Genomic DNA, 17,827 nt, shown 5'->3' with positions numbered 1-17,827 from the left:
TGCAGTCCCTTTTCCTACACTTGCGCAGCGATGCAGCCGGATGGTCCGGCGGCACGCAAGTGAAAGGAAACCATGAAACGTTCGATCCTCGTTGCGCTGGTGCTGACCTTCGGCGCATCTTCCGCCTTCGCCCAATCGTATGCCGGCGTGTCGCTCGGCAAGCGCGGCAACCAGCAATGGCGCGAAGATTCGGGCACCGTGCTGAAACCCGACAACCGCGACCTGCCGGTCACCGTGTACGGCGGCTACAGGTTCACCGACATGCTGGCGCTGGAAGCCGGCTATGCGCGGCTGTCGGATGCCGACTTCGCCACCGCCGGCGGCGAAACGTCCGCACGCTCCGGCGCGCTCTACGTCGCCGGCAAGGCCACCTTCGGCATCAACGACCGGCTGGCCTGGTACCTGAAGGGCGGGATCGCCCGCAATTACCTGGTGATCGAGACTCCCGATGGCCGCGAGGAAAAGGACCACAGCTTCCGGCCGATGGGGGCGGTCGGCATCGAATACCGCTTTACGCCGCGCGTCGCCGCGGTGGCCGAGTTTGCCGCCTACGGCAAGGTCAGGGCATCGAAAGCGTACATGCGGCACAACGTGGCGCAACTGGGCTTGCGCTTCGATTTCTGAGCCACGCATCTTCCCGGGCGCGGGATTTCCGTCAGATGATTTCCAGCTCGATGCCCCGCAACACCGCGCGCACGCGGTCACGCACGCCCAGCTTGGCGAGGATGCTCGAGACGTGATTCTTCACGGTGCCTTCGCCGCAGCCCAGGCTGGCGGCGATTTCGGCATTGGAGAGGCCGCCGGCCATCAATGCCAGCACTTCCGTTTCGCGGCCGGTCAGGGTGGCCAGGCTGGCCTCGGCGGGCTCGCCGTTGCGGCGGAACGAGGCACGCGTGCGTTCCGTCAGCGCGGGACGGAACAGGGTCTCGCCCGCCACCACGGCACGGATGCCGTCGGCCAGCCGTTCCAGTGAAATATCCTTGAGCAGGAAGCCGCGCGCGCCGGCGCGCATCGCATCGAACAGCGCATCGTCGTCGTCGAAGGTGGTCAGCATGATCGTCGGCGGCAGCTTTTCGGCCTCGCGCAGCAGTTCCACGCCGCCGCGGCCGGGCATGCGCACGTCGAGCAGCAGCAGGTCTACCGCCGTCTGCGCCAGCATGCGGCCGGCGTCGATACCGTCGGCTGCTTCGGCCACCACGCGGATATCGTCGGTCAGGTCCAGCAAGCCGCGGATGCCGCTGCGCACCAGCGTCTGGTCGTCCACCAGCGCCACGCGGATCATGCCGGCACCCCCGGCAGGCGCATCTCGAGGGCCAGTCCGCGCGGCATGCCGCCGGCGATGCGCAACTCGCCCCCCATGTCCGTCAGCCGCTCGCGCATGCCGCGCAAGCCATTGCCTTCGGCGATCGCCGGCGTGCCCAGGCCATTGTCGGTGACGCGCGCGACCGTGGTGCCCGCGCTGGTGTCGAGCTGGATCGTCAGCGCCGTGGCCTGCGCATGGCGCAGCGTGTTCGTCACCGCTTCCTGGATGCAGCAGAACAGCGCGTGGGCCACGTGCGGCGGATGGCGGGCCGCCCGCGCATCGATGTGCAATTCAGTCTGCAGCGCCGGCAGCCCGGCGCACATCACGCGCAGCGCCTCGGCGAGATCGATCGGACGGTCCTGGCGCGCATGGGTGACCACGCCGCGCACTTCGACCAGCAGGTCCTTGCCGAGCGCATGTGCGGTGCCCAGCGAGGCCGGCGCGGTACTGCCGGCCTGGCGCACCGCCAGGTCGAGATGCAGGTTCAGCGCCGTCAGGTGATGGCCCAGGGTATCGTGCAGGTCGCGCGCGATGCGCAGGCGCTCGGCGCCGCGCACCGTCTCGCCCAGCAGCGTCTGCGTGGCCAGCACCTGGGCATGGGCGGCGGCCAGCGCGAGGCGCGAACGGCGCTCGCGCAGCACCAGGCTGCCCACGAAGAACGCCGCGCCGATCAGCAGCCGTTCCGCCGACAGGTAGGCCAGCATGGGCACCACGCGCCCCGGCGGCAAGGTGGCCGACAGGAGCAGCGTGGTATCGGCGGCAACGCCGAGCAGGTATTGCGCGGCAAGCCAGCGCAAGCCGGTGCGTGCCGGCAGCAGCATCGCCAGCTGGGCCGCCACGAGCATGTTGAAGACCAGCGAGTCCATCGCCAGTGCGCAGGCCAGCTGGGCGCCCAGGAACAGGCGGCGCCGGTGCGGCAGGGGCGTGGTACAGGCGCCGTATGCCAGGGCGGCGCACAGGCCGACCACCGCACACTTGGTGGCCACGTACAGCGCCAGGGCATGCATGGCCACCGGCATCCCGAGCAGCTTCAGCAGCCCGACCGCGAACCAGCCGGTAAAGGTGTGCATCGTGAGCCGTTCGGGCGTTTCGGTCAGCACGGCCGCCACGTCCAGCGAGCCGAACATCAGCGGCCCGGCGACCGCGAGCGCCCACGGCGGCAGCTGGAGGGCTTTCAGTTTCATGGCGAATGTGCGCATTGTCGCAATGGCAATTGGAAAAGCGCATTGTAGTGCGGGTGCGTGCTTGCCGAAGCAAAAATATGAGGCCCCGGATGCACCGATGCCTCAGGCGGCTGGCCGCTCCGTGGCAGCGGCCAGCCGCCGGCCCAGCCGCCGGCCCAGGCACAGGAGGGTGAGCGTGGGCGGCAGGCCCCAGGGTGCCGGCAGCACGGCGGCGTCGCACACATACAGGCCCGGCGTGCGGGTTTGCAGGCCGGTGTCGACCACGGTGCCGACCGGCGCGGTGCCGCCCGGGTGCGCGGCGAAGTGATGGCTGTCGAAGACGTGCTTCGCGCCGGCCTGCCGCAGGATGCCACGGGCGATGTCCACGCCGCGGCGCAGCTTCGCCTTGTCCGCCGTCGTCAGCGTCTTGTCCACCCAGCGCGGTCCCACGGCGCCACCGGCTTTGTCGGCGATCTTCACCATGATCGACAAGGTGCGGCGGTGCGCGCCCAGCCGGTCGAAGCGGCCCACCTGCGCGGCGAAGGCGCTGTACATCGGCTGCGGCAAGGCCAGGTCGGCGAACGATAAGCCCTCGTCCGGCAGTGCCAGGCCAGCCGCCATCGGGACTTCGGCGCCGCCGTCGAGATCGTCCACGCTGCCCATCACCGCCACCACCGGGTCGCTGAAGAACGGCACGGTTGCCGGCGCCAGGCCCGACTGGTGCAGCAGGCGCGGGCTGCCGATGCCGCCGGCGGCCAGCACCACGACAGGCGCGCGCACCGTGTGCACGGCACCCCCGACAGCCACCGTCACGCCGGCCGCGCGGCCCTGTTCCACGATGACCTTTTCCACCAGCGCATCGGCCACCAGCCGCGCGCCGTGGCGGCAGGCTTCGTCGAGGAAATCGCGCGCCGTCCACTTGGCGCCGAACGGGCAGCCGTACACGCAGCGCCAGCAGCCGGTACGGCAGATGGCCGGGCGGATCATCTTGTCCAGCTTGTGCCAGCCCAGGCCGGCGTCGCGCGCGGCCGCCATGATGCGCTGCGCCATCGGCCCGATCAGCGCGTCGGGCAGGGGACCCAGCGGCAGTTCGGCGCGCAGCGCGCGTTCATCGTCGGCCAGGTCGATCCCCAGGCGTGCCAGTGATGCCGGCGGCGATGCCGCGGTGGCGAAGTTGATGGTGGAACTGCCGCCGGCCGTGACGCCGCGCACCAGCAGCGAGGCATCGCGGTGGAAGAACGCGCCCTTGCCGGGAATCGCCGCCATGGCCGCCATCTGCGCGAGCGTGCCCGCCACGGGCGCGGCGCCGCCCCGTTCGAGGACCAGCACGCGCGCGCCTGCCGCGGCCAGCGTACGCGCCACGCTGGCACCGCCGGGGCCGCTGCCGACGACGATCGCATCGCAGGAGGAAGGAAAGGAGTCCATGATCGCCATGCTACACGCTGATGGAAGGAACCCCGGAGTTTGCATTATTATCTTGCCTTCATGCTTGCCACCGGGCAGGCGTTTCCCGACATGGCGCCGGCGACGATCTCGCCGGCGGCAACGGTTCATCGAAAGACGATATGACCCCACCACGTATGCTCGTTCTCGCGGCCAGCCTCGCACTGGCCATCATCCCGGCAGTGCACGCCGCGCCCGCCGCCACCGCCGCTTCCGCCCAGGTGCCCACGATGAATCCGCTGCTGCAACCCAGTTCCCTGCCGCTGCACTATCCGCGCTTCGACCAGATCCGCGACGAGCACTTCCTGCCCGCGTTCGAAGCCGGCATGGCCGAGGAACTGAAGGAAATCGACCGGATCGCCAACAGCAAGGCGGCGCCCACCTTCGAGAACACGATCGTGGCGATGGAGCGGGGCGGGCGCACGCTGCAGCGCGTGCAGAGCATCTTCTCGAACCTGGTCGGCGCGAACACGAACGACAAGCTCGATGCGGTCGACCGCGAGATGTCGCCGAAGCTGGCCGCGCACAGCGATGCGATCCACCTGAACCCGCAACTGTTCAAGCGGGTCGACACGCTGTATGCGAAGCGCGACAAGCTGGGGCTGGACGCCGAATCGCGCTACCTGATCGAGCGCTATCACGAAGACTTCGTGCTGGCCGGTGCAAAACTGTCGGCGCAGGACAAGGAAAAGCTGAAACGCCTGAACGGCGAGATCGCCACGCTGCAGACCACGTTCACGCAGAACGTGCTCAAGGAAATCAACGCTTCGGCGCTGGTGGTCGACACGCGCGAGGAACTGGCCGGCATGCCGGAAGCGGCGATCAACGCGGCCGCCAAGGCCGCCGAAGAGAAGGGCCACAAGGGCAAGTACCTGCTGGCGCTGCAGAACACCACCGGCCAGGCACAGCTCGCCGAGCTGACCAATGCCCAGGTGCGCGCGCGGCTGATGGCGGCATCGCTGGCCCGCGGCAGCCGCGGCGGCGACTTCGACAACCGCGAAGTCGTCAAGAAACTGGCGCGCCTGCGCGCCGAACAGGCCCGCCTGCTGGGCTACGAGAACTTCGCCGCGTATTCGCTGGCGAACCAGACGGCGAAGAACACGGCCAACGTCAACAAGCTGCTGGGCGAATTGGCGAAACCGGCGGTCGACAACGCGCGCCGCGAAGGTGCCGACCTTGCCGCCATCGCCGGCAGCCCGATCGCCGCCGCCGACTGGGACTTCTACACCGACAAGGTGCGCGCCCAGCGCTTTGCCTTCGATGAAAAGCAGCTCAAGCCTTACTTCGAGCTGAACAACGTGCTGGTGAACGGCGTGTTCTTCGCCGCCACCAAGCTGTACGGCATCACCTTCAAGGAGCGCAAGGACCTGCCCGTGTACGACCCGGACGTGCGCGTGTTCGACGTGATCGACGCCGACGGCAAGCCGCTGGCGATCTTCCTGGCCGACCTGTATGCGCGGCCGAACAAGCAGGGCGGCGCCTGGATGAACGAGTACGTGGCGCAGTCCGCGCTGCTGGGCGAGAAGCCGGTGGTGGGCAATCACCAGAGCATCCCGAAACCGCCGGCCGGCGAGCCCACGCTGCTCACGTTCGATGAAGTGACGACCATGTTCCACGAATTCGGCCATGCGCTGCACGGCATGTTCTCGAACGTGAAGTACCCGCGCTTCTCCGGCACCAGCGTGCCGCGCGACTTCGTCGAGTACCCGTCGCAGGTCAACGAGATGTGGGCCGTGTGGCCGGAAGTGCTGGCCAACTACGCGAAGCACCACCAGACCGGCGCGCCGATGCCGAAGGAACTGCTGGACAAGATCACCGCGTCGCGCAAGTTCAACAAGGGCCATGCCACCACCGAATACCTGGCCGCCTCGCTGCTGGACCAGAAATGGCACCAGCTGCAGCCCGACCAGGTGCCGGACGACGTGCTGGCCTTCGAAGCGGCCGCGCTGAAGGAAGCGGGCGTCGATTACGCGCTGGTCCCGCCGCGCTACCGCACCACGTATTTCTCGCACAGCTTCTCCGGCGGCTATTCGGCCGGCTACTACGCCTACCTGTGGGCCGAGAAGCTCGATGCGGAAAGCGTGTTGTGGTTCAAGGAAAACGGCGGCCTGCTGCGCAAGAACGGCGACTGGTTCCGCAAGACGCTGCTGTCGCGCGGTGGCACCGCCGATGCGATGGAACTGTTCCGCAACTTCCGCGGCCGCGATGCCGCCATCGAACCGCTGCTGGAACGCCGCGGCCTGAATACCAAGCCAGCCAAATAAGCCAGGTAAGGACTATCTTGAACTATCCCACATTGATCGTTTCGGCCACCTCGCTGGCCGTCGGCCTGGCCTTCGCCGGCCTGGCCCAGGCCGCGCTGCCGGCCGCCAATCCTTTCGCCGCGCCCAGCACGCTGCCGCTGCAATACCCGGCCTTCGACAAGATCGGCGATGCCGACTATGCGCCGGCCTTCGACGAAGGCATGAAGGCGCAGGCTGCCGAGATCGAAAAGATCGCCAACAACAAGGCCGCGCCCACCTTCGAGAACACCATCGTGGCGATGGAGCGCTCGGGACGCCTGCTGAGCCGCGTATCGACCGTGTTCTTCAGCCTGAACGGCGCCAATACCAACGACACGCTGCAGGCGCTCGACCGCTCCCTGGCGCCGAAACTGTCGGCGCACAGCGATGCGATGCTGCTGAATCCGAAGATGTACGCCCGCATCAAGGCCCTGTACGACAAGCGCGACAAGCTGAAGCTGGACGCGGAATCGAAGTACCTGCTCGAGCGCTATCACACCGACTACGTGCGCGCCGGTGCCAAGCTGTCGGCGGCGGACAAGGAGAAACTCAAGGCCTACAACGCGAAGCTGGCCGAACTGCAGACGGCGTTCGCGCAGAACGTGCTGAAGGAAATGAATGCGTCGGCGCTGGTGGTCGACACGAAGGAAGAGCTGGACGGCATGTCCGGCGCGGCCATCGCCAAGGCCGCGGCCGATGCGAAGGCGCGCGGCCTGGATGGCAAGTTCGCGATCCCGGTCGTCAACACCACAGGCCAGGCGCCGCTGTCGGTGCTGAAGAACCGCACCACCCGCGAACGCCTGCTGGCGGCCTCGATGGCGCGCGGCAGCCGCGGCGGTGATTTCGACAACCGCGAACTGGTGCTGCAACTGGCGAAACTGCGCGCCGAGCGCGCCGCGCTGCTGGGCTATGCCAGCCATGCCGCCTACCAGCTGGAAGACCAGACGGCCAAGAACACCGGCGCCGTGAACCAGCTGCTGGCCGAATTCGCCCAGCCGGCGGTGCGCAACGCGCGCCGCGAAGCAGCCGATATCCAGAAGGTCATCGATGCGGAACAGAAGAGTAACGGCCAAGGTGGCTTCCAGCTGGCCGCGCACGACTGGCAGTTCTACGCGGACAAGGTGAGCAAGGAGCGCTACGCCTTCGACGGGAACGAACTGAAGCCGTACTTCGAGTTGAACAGCGTCTTCGAGAACGGCGTGTTCTTCGCCGCGAACAAGGTCTTCGGGCTGACGTTCAAGGAGCGCAAGGACTTGCCGGTGTACCAGGCCGACGTGCGGGTCTGGGACGTGTTCGATGCCGATGGCAAGCAGCTGGCCATCTTCATCGGCGATTTTTATGCGCGCGGCAACAAGCGCGGCGGTGCGTGGATGAATGCCTACGTCGGCCAGAACAAGCTGCTCGGCACGCAGCCGGTGGTGGCCAACCACCTGAACATTCCGAAGCCGGCGAACGGCGAGCCCACGCTGCTGACGTACGACGAGGTGCGCACTGCGTTCCATGAATTCGGCCATGCGCTGCACGGCATGTTCTCGAACGTGAAGTATCCGCGCTTCTCCGGCACCCGCGTGCCGCGCGACTTCGTGGAATTCCCGTCGCAGGTCAACGAGATGTGGGCCACCTGGCCGGACATCCTGAACAACTACGCGAAGCACTACCAGACCGGCGCGCCGATGCCGAAAGAGCTGCTGGACAAGGTACTGGCCGCGCAGAAGTTCAACGAAGGCCACCGCACCACCGAGTACCTGGCCGCGGCCATCCTCGACCAGAAATGGCACCAGCTGTCCGCCAGCCAGATACCAACTGACGTGCTGGCGTTCGAAGCGCAGGCACTGAAGGATGCCGGCGTCGACTTCGCCCCCGTGCCGCCGCGCTACCGCAGCACGTACTTCTCGCACGTCTTCTCGGGCGGCTACTCGTCCGGCTACTACGGCTACCTGTGGGCCGAAAAGCTCGATGCCGAAAGCGTGTTGTGGTTCAAGGAAAACGGCGGCCTGTCGCGCAAGAACGGCGACTGGTTCCGCCAGAAGCTGCTGTCGAAGGGCGGCACGATGGATGCGATGCAGATGTTCCGCGAATTCCGCGGGCGCGACGCGAAAGTCGAACCGCTGCTGGAACGGCGCGGCCTGACCGACTGATCCGCCCCACCACCAAACAGAACCGCGCCACCCGGCGCGGTTTTTTTACGCCCCGCAACTGCAGAGCTGGTCGCTTTACAACAGGGGGACAGTCCCCCGTTTTTTTACAACAGCGGGGACAGTCCCCACGGCAGGGACAGTCCCCACGGCAGGGACAGTCCCCACGGCAGGGACAGTCCCCTGATGTTTTACAACACCGGCCGTCAGCCCGCCACGAGCTTCCGGTTCGCCGCCCCCGGCAGCATGCGCAGCACCTTGCCGACCGAGGCCTTGTAGGTCTGCGAACGGATGGTGTCCACGTAGCGGTACTCGGCGCGGGTTTCGGCCGGGGTGACCGTCAGCACCACGAAGCCGCGCGATGCCGTTTCGGCATATTGCAGCGGGCCGATCAGCTGTTCCATGGCGGCGGCGACCGTGGTTGGGGCGGCGGTGGGGAAGTAGCCCTCGAAGCCGGGCGACGTGACGGATGGCACGCCGAATTCCACGCCGACCGCCTGGCCATTGGCATCGGCCAGGTCGCTGGCCCAGGCATTGTGCGTGTCGCCGGCCAGCACGACGAGGTTCTTGTTCAGCGTGCGTGCCATGTTCAGCACGGTCTCGCGCGCGGCCGCGTAGCCATCCCATGCGTCCAGGTTATACGGCACCGGCGCGGCGGCCAGCTGCTGCTGCTCGGTCTCGGACAGCGCCACGCCGGCCTGCACCTTGGCGGCGATGGCGAAGTAGGCGGCGTAGCCCACGGTGCCCAGCACCATCGGTGCCGGCAGCATCATGCGCGCCATCAGCACCTGCTGGCCGAGGACCTGCCAGGTGGCCGTCGACTTCGCCATCTGGCCCTGCAGCCACGTGGTCTGCTCGGCGCCCATCAGCTGGCGCGCCGGGTTCGTCACGTCCGCCGTGAACGCGGCGGCATTGAAGCTGCGGTCGGCGCCCACGTAGCCGGCATAGGCCAGCTGCTTGTCGCGGCCGATCACGCGCGTGTCGAGCATGTGCAGCGACAGCAGGTTGCCGAAGTCGAACGAGCGGTAGATGCGCTCCGGCCGCGCCGCGTCAGGCTGGCGGATCGGCATCCATTCGTGATAAGCCTGGATGGCCATCTGGCGGCGCGCGGCCCACAGGCCTTCGGTGGCCGGATCGTGGTTTTCCGCGCCGTCGCGCCAGGTGTCGTTGGTCAGCTCATGGTCGTCCCACACGGTGATGAAAGGCATGCGCGCATGCACGGCCTGCAGGTCCGGATCGGTGCGGTATTGCTGGTAGCGGCGGCGGTAATCGGTGAGCGTGATGATCTCGGTGGCCGGCTGGGAAACCCGGCCCATCGCGGCGGCGTTCTGCGAGGCATAGCCGCCGGCCGCGTATTCATAGATGTAGTCGCCCAGGTGCAGGCCCACGTCGATATCGTCGAACGTCGCCGCGTCGCCATACACGTTGAAGTAGCCGGCCGGGTAGTTCGAGCAGCTGAACACCGCGAAGCGCGCCTGGGCGACGGAACCGGTCGGCAGCGTCTTCGTGCGGCCCACCGGCGAATCGATGCCCTGGCAGCGGAAGCGGTAGAAATAGCGGCGGTTGGCGGCCAGCCCCGTCGCATCCACCTTCACGGTGAAGTCGCGCGAAGCCCCGGTGCGGGTGGAGCCCGATGCCACGACCTTCGTGAAGCCGCTGTCTTCCGCCACGCTCCAGCCCACGTCCAGGTCGTCCGCTCCCGCAGGTGCCGAGATGCGTGTCCACAGGATCACGCGATCGGCCAGCGGGTCGCCGCTGGCCACGCCATGGGCGTAGGTGATCGGCTCGTACGAGGCATCGTCGCCGCCACAGGCGGTCAGCGGGATGGTGGAAACGGCAACGGTGCCGAGGGAAAAGTTACGGATGAATTTGCGACGCGCATTCGATTGGGTCATGGATGGCCATTGCCGAAAGTGAAAGACGGCGCATCTTAATTTGACAACATTACCCTCTCATGACATGGCCCGCCGTGCCGCGACGGAGGCGTTCAGCCCTCTTCGAACAGCCGCCAGAAGCCGTCGCGCCGGATCATGAGCTGCTTCGACAGGCGATGGTTGTCCTGGCGCCGGTCGAACTCTTCCCCGGTCTGCCTGCGCAGTTCGGCGACCGCATCGCTGTCGCTGCCGTCGCAGAGCAGCAGGCAGTCGCGGTGCGGCGCGGTGGCGATGGCCGGACCTTTCAGGTGCGATTCGATCTGGTCGAAGGCACTGCTGACGATCAGCAGCACGGCCTCGTGGTTGCCGCCCAGGTCGAGCTGGTGGACGCCGGCCTTCGCGGTAAACCGGGGCGGCCACCGCATCGCCTTCACCAGGTTGCTCATGGCGACATCCGGCAAGTCGTCCTGCGTGACGCCCACCTGTTCCAGCAAGTCCGGCGTGGCCATGACGAACTGGTCCGGCTGGTCGAAGGCATACGTCACCAGCAATTCGCCGCAAAAGCTCTGCATCAGCGGCGCCTGGTCTTCCGTCATGCCGGCTTCCTGCAGGGCATGGACGAAGGCGTGATGCTTGATGCGAGGCTGCAGCTGGCTGGCCAGCAGCTCGGGCGTCTTCGGGGAGGACTTCTTGAAAAAGCCAAACATGTGTGCCTGCTCCTTGGTGAGGGGATGCTGCGTGGAGTCGTCGTGTGCGGGGGTGTTAAAAATGCAATAAGGCCGGGCGATGTTAATGGCCGAAAAACACGAAGTCAACCGGGCGCGCGCCCGCGCCGCCGCGTGCCGGCAGCCATGGGCTTGCCGGGTGATGGCCGTGCCCGAACGGGTGGCCACCGAAGAGCGAAAACGTGTATAACTTCGAGGGCTGGATTTGCAATGCCGTCATTCGAGGAGATGAACATGGACAACAACCTGAAGGCATCGCTGCGCGAAGTGCACGCCGCGCTGGCGAGTGGAGCACCGGTGGACGAGGAATTGCAGGACCTGCTGCGCCAGCTCGACGGCGACATCGAGCGCGTGCTGGAGCAGCGCGCGGCGGACGGTGCCGTCAGCGATGAAGGCACCACCACGTATGGCCTGGCCGAGCGCACGCAGGAGATCTCGGCGAAGTTCGCGGCAAGGCACCCGGCGCTGGAGCCGACGCTCCGTGAACTGGGCCGTATCCTTGGGAATATGGGTATTTGAGGCAAGATACGGCAAGATGAAGAAAGATGAAGCAAGAAGCCCGGTTCACACGGCTCGCGTCAGTGAGGAGCGCTGTGAAGCGGGCTACGTGAGGCGGGCGGTGTGAGCCGGGCAGTGCGAACCGGGCGGTGGTGTTCGAAGCGTGATACCCGGGTGTTGGATTCCCATACCCGGGTGTTGATTCCCTGGCGTGATTTCCCGCGGAACAACTAGGGAAACGCCACCATGGGCGGTTCTTCGCCGCCGAAGTTGAAGTCGGGATGCCGCTCGGCGATCATCGCCTCGATCTCGCGCACGCGCCGCACGGGCACGTCCACGATCAGCAGCACCTGCCCCTGCTGCACGCGCTCCGTGAACTGTTCCAGCCGCTTGTTCGGGATCGCGCAGCCGTTCATGCCGGACGCCCAGGCACCGAACAGCGCGCCGCCGAGGGCCATCAGCAGGATCGTGGCCGTGCGCATGGTCAACCCTTCCGGCGGCATCAGCACGAGGATGATGCCGGCCATGAAGCCGACGATGCCGCCGATCAGCATGCCCAGCTGGGCACCGTGGACCAGGTCGGTTTTCAGCATGAAACTGGCGCCGGGCATGTCGTCCGGGAGGGAGCCTTCGCGGCCCAGGAAGCGGATGTGCCGCTCCTCGATGCGCGCCAGCAGGAGCTCGTCCAGCATGGCGCGTGCGGAGGGGATGTCGGGCAGCATGTAGTAGAGTCTGCGGCGCATGGTGTTCTCCTCAGGGCATCGGGCTTATCTAATCGTTATAGGCCGCTGCCGGCACATTGCAATGGCGCCCCGGACACTTTTCCGGGCTTTCCCCTGGCTGCAACACAAGTTATTGAATAATAAAAGCTTTTTGGCCGAGAAAAAGTGTGGCGATGCGCGCCGCGGCACGCTTTTTGGTACAATCCTGCCTTATGAATGCCCCCCTGAACCTTTTCGCGACCGTGCCCAAGCGGTCTGCCCGCGCCCCTGTCGCGCCTTTCCTGCCCATGACCCGCGCCGAAATGGACAAGCTGGGCTGGGACGAGTGCGACGTCATCCTCGTCACGGGCGACGCCTATATCGACCATCCCAGCTTCGGCATGGCGCTGGTCGGCCGCCTGCTGGAAGCGCAGGGGTTCCGCGTGGGCATCATCAGCCAGCCGGACTGGCAATCGGCCGACGCCTTCCGCGCGCTGGGCAAGCCGCGCCTGTATTTCGGCATCACGGCCGGCAACATGGATTCGATGGTCAACCGCTACACGTCGGACCGCAAGATCCGTTCGGACGACGCGTACACCCCGAACGGCGAGCCGAACAAGCGTCCGGACCGCGCGGTGAGCGTGTATTCACACCGCGCCCGCGAAGCGTTCCCGGGCACGCCGGTGATCATCGGCAGCATCGAGGCATCGCTGCGCCGCATCGCCCACTACGATTACTGGTCGGACAAGGTGCGCAAGTCGGTGCTGATCGATTCGAAGGCCGACCTGCTGATCTTCGGTAACGCCGAGCGCGCGCTGGTGGACCTCACGCACCGCATGGCCAAGGGCGAGGACATCAAGTCCATCAAGGACCTGCGCGGCACCGCCTTCCTGGTCCCGCAAGGCTGGCTGCCGTCGGAAGAGTGGGGCGTGCACAATTCGACCCGCGTGGACGTGCCGGGCCGCATCGATGCGCATCCCGATCCGTACGCGATGGCCAAGGAAGACAAGGAAGCCTGCGCCACCGAGAACGCCGCTCCGGAACCGACGGTCAAGCCGATCCGCATCATGAGCCGCGAGGAACGCCAGGCGATGGCGCGGGAAAAGCACAACCGCACCGTGGTGCGGCTGCCGTCGTACGACACCGTCAGCACCGATCCGGTGATGTACGCGCACGCCTCGCGCGTGTTCCACCTGGAGTCGAACCCCGGCAATGCGCGCGCGCTGGTGCAGCAGCACGGCGACCGCGACGTCTGGATCAACCCGCCGCCGCTGCCGCTGGCGATGGATGAGATGGATGGCGTGTACGACATGAACTACGCGCGCGCGCCGCACCCGGCGTATGGCAATGCGCGCATCCCTGCCTGGGAAATGATCCGCTTCTCGGTGAACATCATGCGTGGCTGCTTCGGCGGCTGCACGTTCTGCTCGATCACGGAACACGAAGGCCGCATCATCCAGAGCCGCTCGGAACCGTCGATCCTGCGCGAGATCGAGCACATCCGCGACAAGACCAAGGGTTTCACGGGCACCATTTCCGACCTGGGCGGCCCCACTGCGAACATGTACCGGCTGGCCTGCAAGGAAAAGACCATCGAGGAATCGTGCCGCCGGCTGTCGTGCGTGTACCCGTCGATCTGCTCCAACCTGGGCACCGACCACAGCAAGCTGATCCAGCTGTACCGCAAGGCGCGCGCGATTCCCGGCGTGAAGAAGATCCTGATCGGTTCCGGCCTGCGCTACGACCTCGCCGTGCGCTCGCCCGAATACGTGAAGGAACTGGTCACCCACCATGTGGGCGGCCTGCTGAAGATCGCGCCGGAGCACACCGAAAGCAATGTGCTGTCGAAGATGATGAAGCCGGGCATCGGCGCCTATGACGAGTTCAAGGCCATGTTCGAGAAATTCTCGCTCGAGGCCGGCAAGAAGCAGTACCTGATCCCTTACTTCATCGCGGCCCACCCGGGCACGTCGGACGAGGACATGCTGAACCTGGCGCTGTGGCTGAAGAAAAACAACTTCCGGCTCGACCAGGTGCAGACCTTCATGCCTACGCCGATGGCGATGGCGACCACCATGTACCACAGCCGCAGGAACCCGCTGAAGAAAGTCACGGACGACTCGGAAGTGGTGGAAACGCCCCGCACGGCCAAGGTGCGCAAGGCGCACAAGGCATTCCTCCGCTACTACGATCCGGCCAACTGGCCGATCCTGCGCGAGACGCTGAAGGCGATGGGCCGTGGCGACCTGATCGGCAACGGCGAAAAGCACCTGATCCCCGCGTGGACGCCGGGCGAGGAAAACATGACAGCGGCGCCGGAAGGCAAGCGTGCCATGCCGACCCTGGCACCGGGCGCCCAGCGTGGCGCGCGGCCGGGCCAGCCGGCCGGCGGCCGCACCGCCGCGCCGCGTGGCGGCCGTCCGAATGCGCTGACCGGTTCGATGACGGCCCGCGAAACGGTGGAAACCAAGGCGCGCCCGTCGATCCTCGATACCATCAAGGTCAAGCCGAAAACCGCGTCGAAGCCAACGGCGTCGACCACCAAGGGACGCCGCTAGCAGCCTGTGCGTTGGAAGGGCGGACGCCCGGTCATTGGCGTCCGTCCGGCTGGCCATTACGGACACCTGCCCGATCAGCTGTTCCGATCAGCTGTTCCGCTCAGTTGTTCCGACAACGTTCTCGATCATTTGTTGTCGGCCCGGCCAGCCGGATGGCGCAATTGCGGCCCCCAAGCCACACTTGGGCACCGCTGGCCCGGCCCGACCGGGGGCGCGCGCTCATCGGCGTTACAATCGGCGAACCGCGGCCATGGGCCGTCCCTCGAACGTGCCGGCGCCTCTCGTGCTTCCCGAACCCATCCTCCTGCTTCCCGTGCGCCGTGTCTTCGCCAGCCTGACGCTGGTGCTGGGCATCGCCGTATTCCCGGCGCACGCACAAGACCGGGTAGTGCTCCAGCTGAAACATACCCACCAGTTCCAGTTCGCCGGCTATTACGCGGCGGTGGAAAAAGGCTATTACCGCGATGCGGGGCTGGACGTGCAGATCGTCGAAGGCACCGATGCCGAAGCGCCGCTGCGCGAAGTGCTGTCGGGCCGCGCCCAGTACGGCACCGGCAGCAGTTCCCTGTTGCTGGCGCGGCTGTCCGGCAAGCCCGTGGTGGTGCTGGGCGTGATCTTCCAGCATTCGCCTTACGCACTGGCCTCGCGGCAGCAGGGCGAAACGCCGGATCCGCGCCGGCTGGCCGGCAAGCGCGTGATGCTGGGGCCACTCTCGGCGCCGCTGAACCATGCCGACGAACTGTCCGCCTACCTGAAGCGCGAAGGCGTGCCGATGGAGGGCTTGCAGCGGGTCGAGCACAGCTACGACCCTTCCGACCTGATCGACGGCCGGGTCGAGGCCATGTCGATCCACACCACCAACGAAACGGATTATTTCGACCGTGCCGGCTTCCCGTACGACATCCACAGCCCGCGCGCCGCGGGGGTGGATTTCTACGGCGACAACCTGTTCACCAGCGAGCAGGAACTCAATGCGAACCCGGAGCGGGTGCGGGCATTCCGCGCCGCCTCGCTGCGCGGCTGGCAATATGCGATGAGCCACCAGGAGGAAGTCGCCGACCTGATCCTGGCGAAGTATTCGCGCCGGCACGACCGCCAGCACCTGCTCTACGAAGCGCGGCAGATGGTGCCGCTGGTGCAGCCGGTGCTGGTGGAAATCGGCTACATGAATCCGGAGCGCTGGCAGCACATCGCCGACGTCTATACCGACCTGGGGCTGCTGCCGAAAGGCGTCACATTCAACGGCTTCCTGTACAACGCCGAGCCGGGCGCCAACCTGGCGTGGCTGTACCGCATCGGCGGCGGTGCGGCGCTGCTGTTGCTGCTGGGCGCGGCGATCCACTTCGCCCTGCTGGCGCGCGAACGGCGCCGCTCGGCCGATGCGATCCGGGCCGGCGAGGAACGCTTCCGCATCATGTTCGAAGCCTCGCCGATCGGCATCGCGCTGATCGACGGCGTGACCGGTGCCTTTTCCGACGTCAATCCCCGCTACCGCGAAATTGCCGGCCGCTCCGAAGACGCCTTCGCCTCCCACAGCTGGCTCGATTTCGTGTACCCGGAAGACGTGGCTGGCTGGACATTGCAGATGGGCCGGCTGGCCGCCGGCGACGTGCAGGAGTTCCGCGCCACGCTGCGGCTGGTGCGCAGCGACGGCACGACCGTGTGGGTGGAAGCTTCCGTGGTGCCGCTGCAGGCCGGCCCGCACCTGAAGCTGTGCATGATCGAAGATGTGACGGACCAGAAGAAGACCGAGGCCCTGATCTGGCAGCAGGCCAACTTCGACCAGCTGACGCAACTGCCGAACCGCCGCATGTTCCTCGACCGGCTGCAGCATGACGTGGTGAAGAGCCGGCGCGACGGCACGCGGATCGCCATCCTGTTCATCGACCTGGACCACTTCAAGGAAGTCAATGACACGCTGGGCCACCACCAGGGCGATGTGCTGCTGGTCGAGGCGGCGCGCCGCATTGCCGGCTGCGTGCGCCAGTCCGACACGGTGGCGCGCCTGGGCGGCGACGAGTTCACCGTGATCCTGACCGAGCTGCAGCTGACCGACCGGGCCGATGCGATCGCGCAGGACATCATCGACAGCCTGCTGGCGCCGTTCGAGCTGGGCCAGGAACAGGCCTTCATTTCCGCCAGCATCGGCATCACGCTCTATCCGGACGACGCGGCCAGCGTGGGCGACCTGCTCAAGCATGCCGACCAGGCCATGTACGCGGCCAAGGGCGCCGGCCGCAACCGCTTCAGTTATTTCACGCCGGCGCTGCAGGTGGCGGCGCTGAACCGCATGCGGCTGACCAACGACTTGCGCAGCGCGCTCAAGGGCGACCAGCTCAGGCTGTATTTCCAGCCGATCGTGCACCTCAGCACGGGCCGCATCCGGAAGGCCGAGGCCCTGCTGCGCTGGCAGCATCCGCAGCGCGGCATGGTCAGCCCGCTCGAATTCATCCCGCTGGCGGAAAGCTCCGGCCTGATCGTCGACATCGGGCAGTGGGTCTTCAACGAATCGATCCGCTGGGTGCAGCGCTGGCGCCGCGACGTGCACCCGGACTTCCAGGTCAGCCTGAACCAGTCGCCGGTCGAATTCCAGCGCGAGGGCGGCAGCTACGACGTATGGCTGAGCGCCCTGCGGCAGGCCGGCGTGCCGGGGCAGGCCATCGTGGTGGAAATCACCGAGGGCTTGCTGCTCGATGCCAGCACGATGGTCACCGACAAGCTGTTGCAGCTGCGCGACGGCGGCATCCAGGTAGCGCTGGACGATTTCGGCACCGGCTACTCGTCGCTGTCCTACCTGAACAAGTTCGACATCGATTACCTGAAGATCGACCGCAGCTTCGTGCGCAACCTGGCGCCCGATTCCAGCGACCTGGCACTGTCGGAAGCCATCATCGTCATGGCGCACAAGCTGGGCCTGCACGTGATCGCCGAAGGCGTGGAAACGGCCCAGCAGCGCGACCTGCTGGCCGCCGCCGGCTGCGATTATGGCCAGGGCTACCTGTTCGACAAGCCGCTGCCGGCCGGGGAATTCGATGCGCTGCTGCGGTCCCACGCCGCGATGCTGGCAGCGCAGTAAGCATTTTATCGGTGCGTCTTTAATTGCCGAGCGAGGTTAAAATGCTGGTTATTTTGCAATAACTACCTT

12 protein-coding genes are annotated in these 17,827 nt (G+C 66.5%); 6 read left to right on the top strand and 6 right to left on the bottom strand.

Features of this window, described 5'->3' with window-relative positions; all coding sequences use genetic code 11:
- Nucleotides 1–72: 72 nt before the first annotated feature.
- Nucleotides 73–624, top strand: a complete 552-nt coding sequence (locus tag OU994_RS00625; protein ID WP_281609211.1) for a porin family protein — start codon at nucleotides 73–75, stop codon at nucleotides 622–624.
- Between the two features lie 31 nt (nucleotides 625–655).
- Here the strand turns inward: OU994_RS00625 and OU994_RS00620 are convergent, their stop codons facing one another.
- The 3 genes from OU994_RS00620 to OU994_RS00610 form a co-directional block, all read right to left on the bottom strand.
- Nucleotides 656–1,282, bottom strand: coding sequence for a response regulator transcription factor (locus OU994_RS00620; RefSeq protein WP_281609210.1), 627 nt, complete (start codon nucleotides 1,280–1,282; stop codon nucleotides 656–658).
- Nucleotides 1,279–2,487: a sensor histidine kinase gene (locus OU994_RS00615; RefSeq protein ID WP_281609209.1), complete on the bottom strand. Its 1,209-nt coding sequence runs from the start codon at nucleotides 2,485–2,487 to the stop codon at nucleotides 1,279–1,281. The genes OU994_RS00620 and OU994_RS00615 overlap by 4 nt, the downstream gene beginning before the upstream one ends.
- A gap of 102 nt (nucleotides 2,488–2,589) precedes the next feature.
- A complete protein-coding gene (locus tag OU994_RS00610; RefSeq protein ID WP_281609208.1) occupies nucleotides 2,590–3,891 on the bottom strand; it encodes a GMC family oxidoreductase N-terminal domain-containing protein in 1,302 nt (433 codons plus the stop codon).
- A gap of 140 nt (nucleotides 3,892–4,031) precedes the next feature.
- On the opposite strand from OU994_RS00610, the gene OU994_RS00605 reads away from it, so the two are divergent.
- Nucleotides 4,032–6,173, top strand: a complete 2,142-nt coding sequence (locus tag OU994_RS00605) for a M3 family metallopeptidase (protein ID WP_281609207.1) — start codon at nucleotides 4,032–4,034, stop codon at nucleotides 6,171–6,173.
- Between the two features lie 17 nt (nucleotides 6,174–6,190).
- Entirely contained in the window at nucleotides 6,191–8,329 is a 2,139-nt protein-coding gene (locus OU994_RS00600) for a M3 family metallopeptidase (protein WP_281609206.1), read from the top strand.
- Between the two features lie 203 nt (nucleotides 8,330–8,532).
- On the opposite strand, the gene OU994_RS00595 is transcribed toward OU994_RS00600, so the two are convergent.
- Together OU994_RS00595 and OU994_RS00590 are read right to left on the bottom strand one after the other, a co-directional pair.
- Nucleotides 8,533–10,221: an alkaline phosphatase gene (locus OU994_RS00595; protein WP_281609205.1), complete on the bottom strand. Its 1,689-nt coding sequence runs from the start codon at nucleotides 10,219–10,221 to the stop codon at nucleotides 8,533–8,535.
- 92 nt (nucleotides 10,222–10,313) lie between these two features.
- Nucleotides 10,314–10,907, bottom strand: coding sequence for a DUF1444 domain-containing protein (locus OU994_RS00590; RefSeq protein WP_281609204.1), 594 nt, complete (start codon nucleotides 10,905–10,907; stop codon nucleotides 10,314–10,316).
- A 252-nt stretch (nucleotides 10,908–11,159) separates the two neighbouring features.
- Between OU994_RS00590 and OU994_RS00585 the strand changes: the two genes are divergently transcribed.
- Nucleotides 11,160–11,444, top strand: coding sequence for a DUF4404 family protein (locus OU994_RS00585; protein ID WP_130187109.1), 285 nt, complete (start codon nucleotides 11,160–11,162; stop codon nucleotides 11,442–11,444).
- A gap of 209 nt (nucleotides 11,445–11,653) precedes the next feature.
- On the opposite strand, the gene OU994_RS00580 is transcribed toward OU994_RS00585, so the two are convergent.
- On the bottom strand, nucleotides 11,654–12,166 hold the full coding sequence (locus OU994_RS00580; protein ID WP_229420625.1) for a DUF1269 domain-containing protein: 513 nt from the start codon (nucleotides 12,164–12,166) through the stop codon (nucleotides 11,654–11,656).
- A 191-nt stretch (nucleotides 12,167–12,357) separates the two neighbouring features.
- Here OU994_RS00580 and OU994_RS00575 point away from each other — a divergent pair, with 191 nt between their 5' ends.
- Entirely contained in the window at nucleotides 12,358–14,682 is a 2,325-nt protein-coding gene (locus OU994_RS00575) for a YgiQ family radical SAM protein (protein ID WP_373922525.1), read from the top strand.
- A gap of 283 nt (nucleotides 14,683–14,965) precedes the next feature.
- Nucleotides 14,966–17,758: an EAL domain-containing protein gene (locus OU994_RS00570; RefSeq protein WP_281609202.1), complete on the top strand. Its 2,793-nt coding sequence runs from the start codon at nucleotides 14,966–14,968 to the stop codon at nucleotides 17,756–17,758.
- Nucleotides 17,759–17,827 lie beyond the last annotated feature (69 nt).

The organism is Pseudoduganella sp. SL102, from assembly GCF_027856995.1.
Taxonomy (GTDB): Bacteria; Pseudomonadota; Gammaproteobacteria; order Burkholderiales; family Burkholderiaceae_D; genus Rugamonas; species Rugamonas albidiflava.
This window is presented reverse-complemented; position numbering and strand designations above follow the sequence as displayed.

Bases quoted from the DNA above. Each gene is read 5' to 3' on its own strand.
- OU994_RS00625 (WP_281609211.1), top strand. From the start codon at position 73: ATGAAACGTTCGATCCTCGTTGCGCTGGTGCTGACCTTCGGCGCATCT.
- OU994_RS00620 (WP_281609210.1), bottom strand. From the start codon at position 1,282: ATGATCCGCGTGGCGCTGGTGGACGACCAGACGCTGGTGCGCAGCGGC.
- OU994_RS00615 (WP_281609209.1), bottom strand. From the start codon at position 2,487: ATGAAACTGAAAGCCCTCCAGCTGCCGCCGTGGGCGCTCGCGGTCGCC.
- OU994_RS00610 (WP_281609208.1), bottom strand. From the start codon at position 3,891: ATGGACTCCTTTCCTTCCTCCTGCGATGCGATCGTCGTCGGCAGCGGC.
- OU994_RS00605 (WP_281609207.1), top strand. From the start codon at position 4,032: ATGACCCCACCACGTATGCTCGTTCTCGCGGCCAGCCTCGCACTGGCC.
- OU994_RS00595 (WP_281609205.1), bottom strand. From the start codon at position 10,221: ATGACCCAATCGAATGCGCGTCGCAAATTCATCCGTAACTTTTCCCTC.
- OU994_RS00590 (WP_281609204.1), bottom strand. From the start codon at position 10,907: ATGTTTGGCTTTTTCAAGAAGTCCTCCCCGAAGACGCCCGAGCTGCTG.
- OU994_RS00585 (WP_130187109.1), top strand. From the start codon at position 11,160: ATGGACAACAACCTGAAGGCATCGCTGCGCGAAGTGCACGCCGCGCTG.
- OU994_RS00580 (WP_229420625.1), bottom strand. From the start codon at position 12,166: ATGCGCCGCAGACTCTACTACATGCTGCCCGACATCCCCTCCGCACGC.
- OU994_RS00575 (WP_373922525.1), top strand. From the start codon at position 12,358: ATGAATGCCCCCCTGAACCTTTTCGCGACCGTGCCCAAGCGGTCTGCC.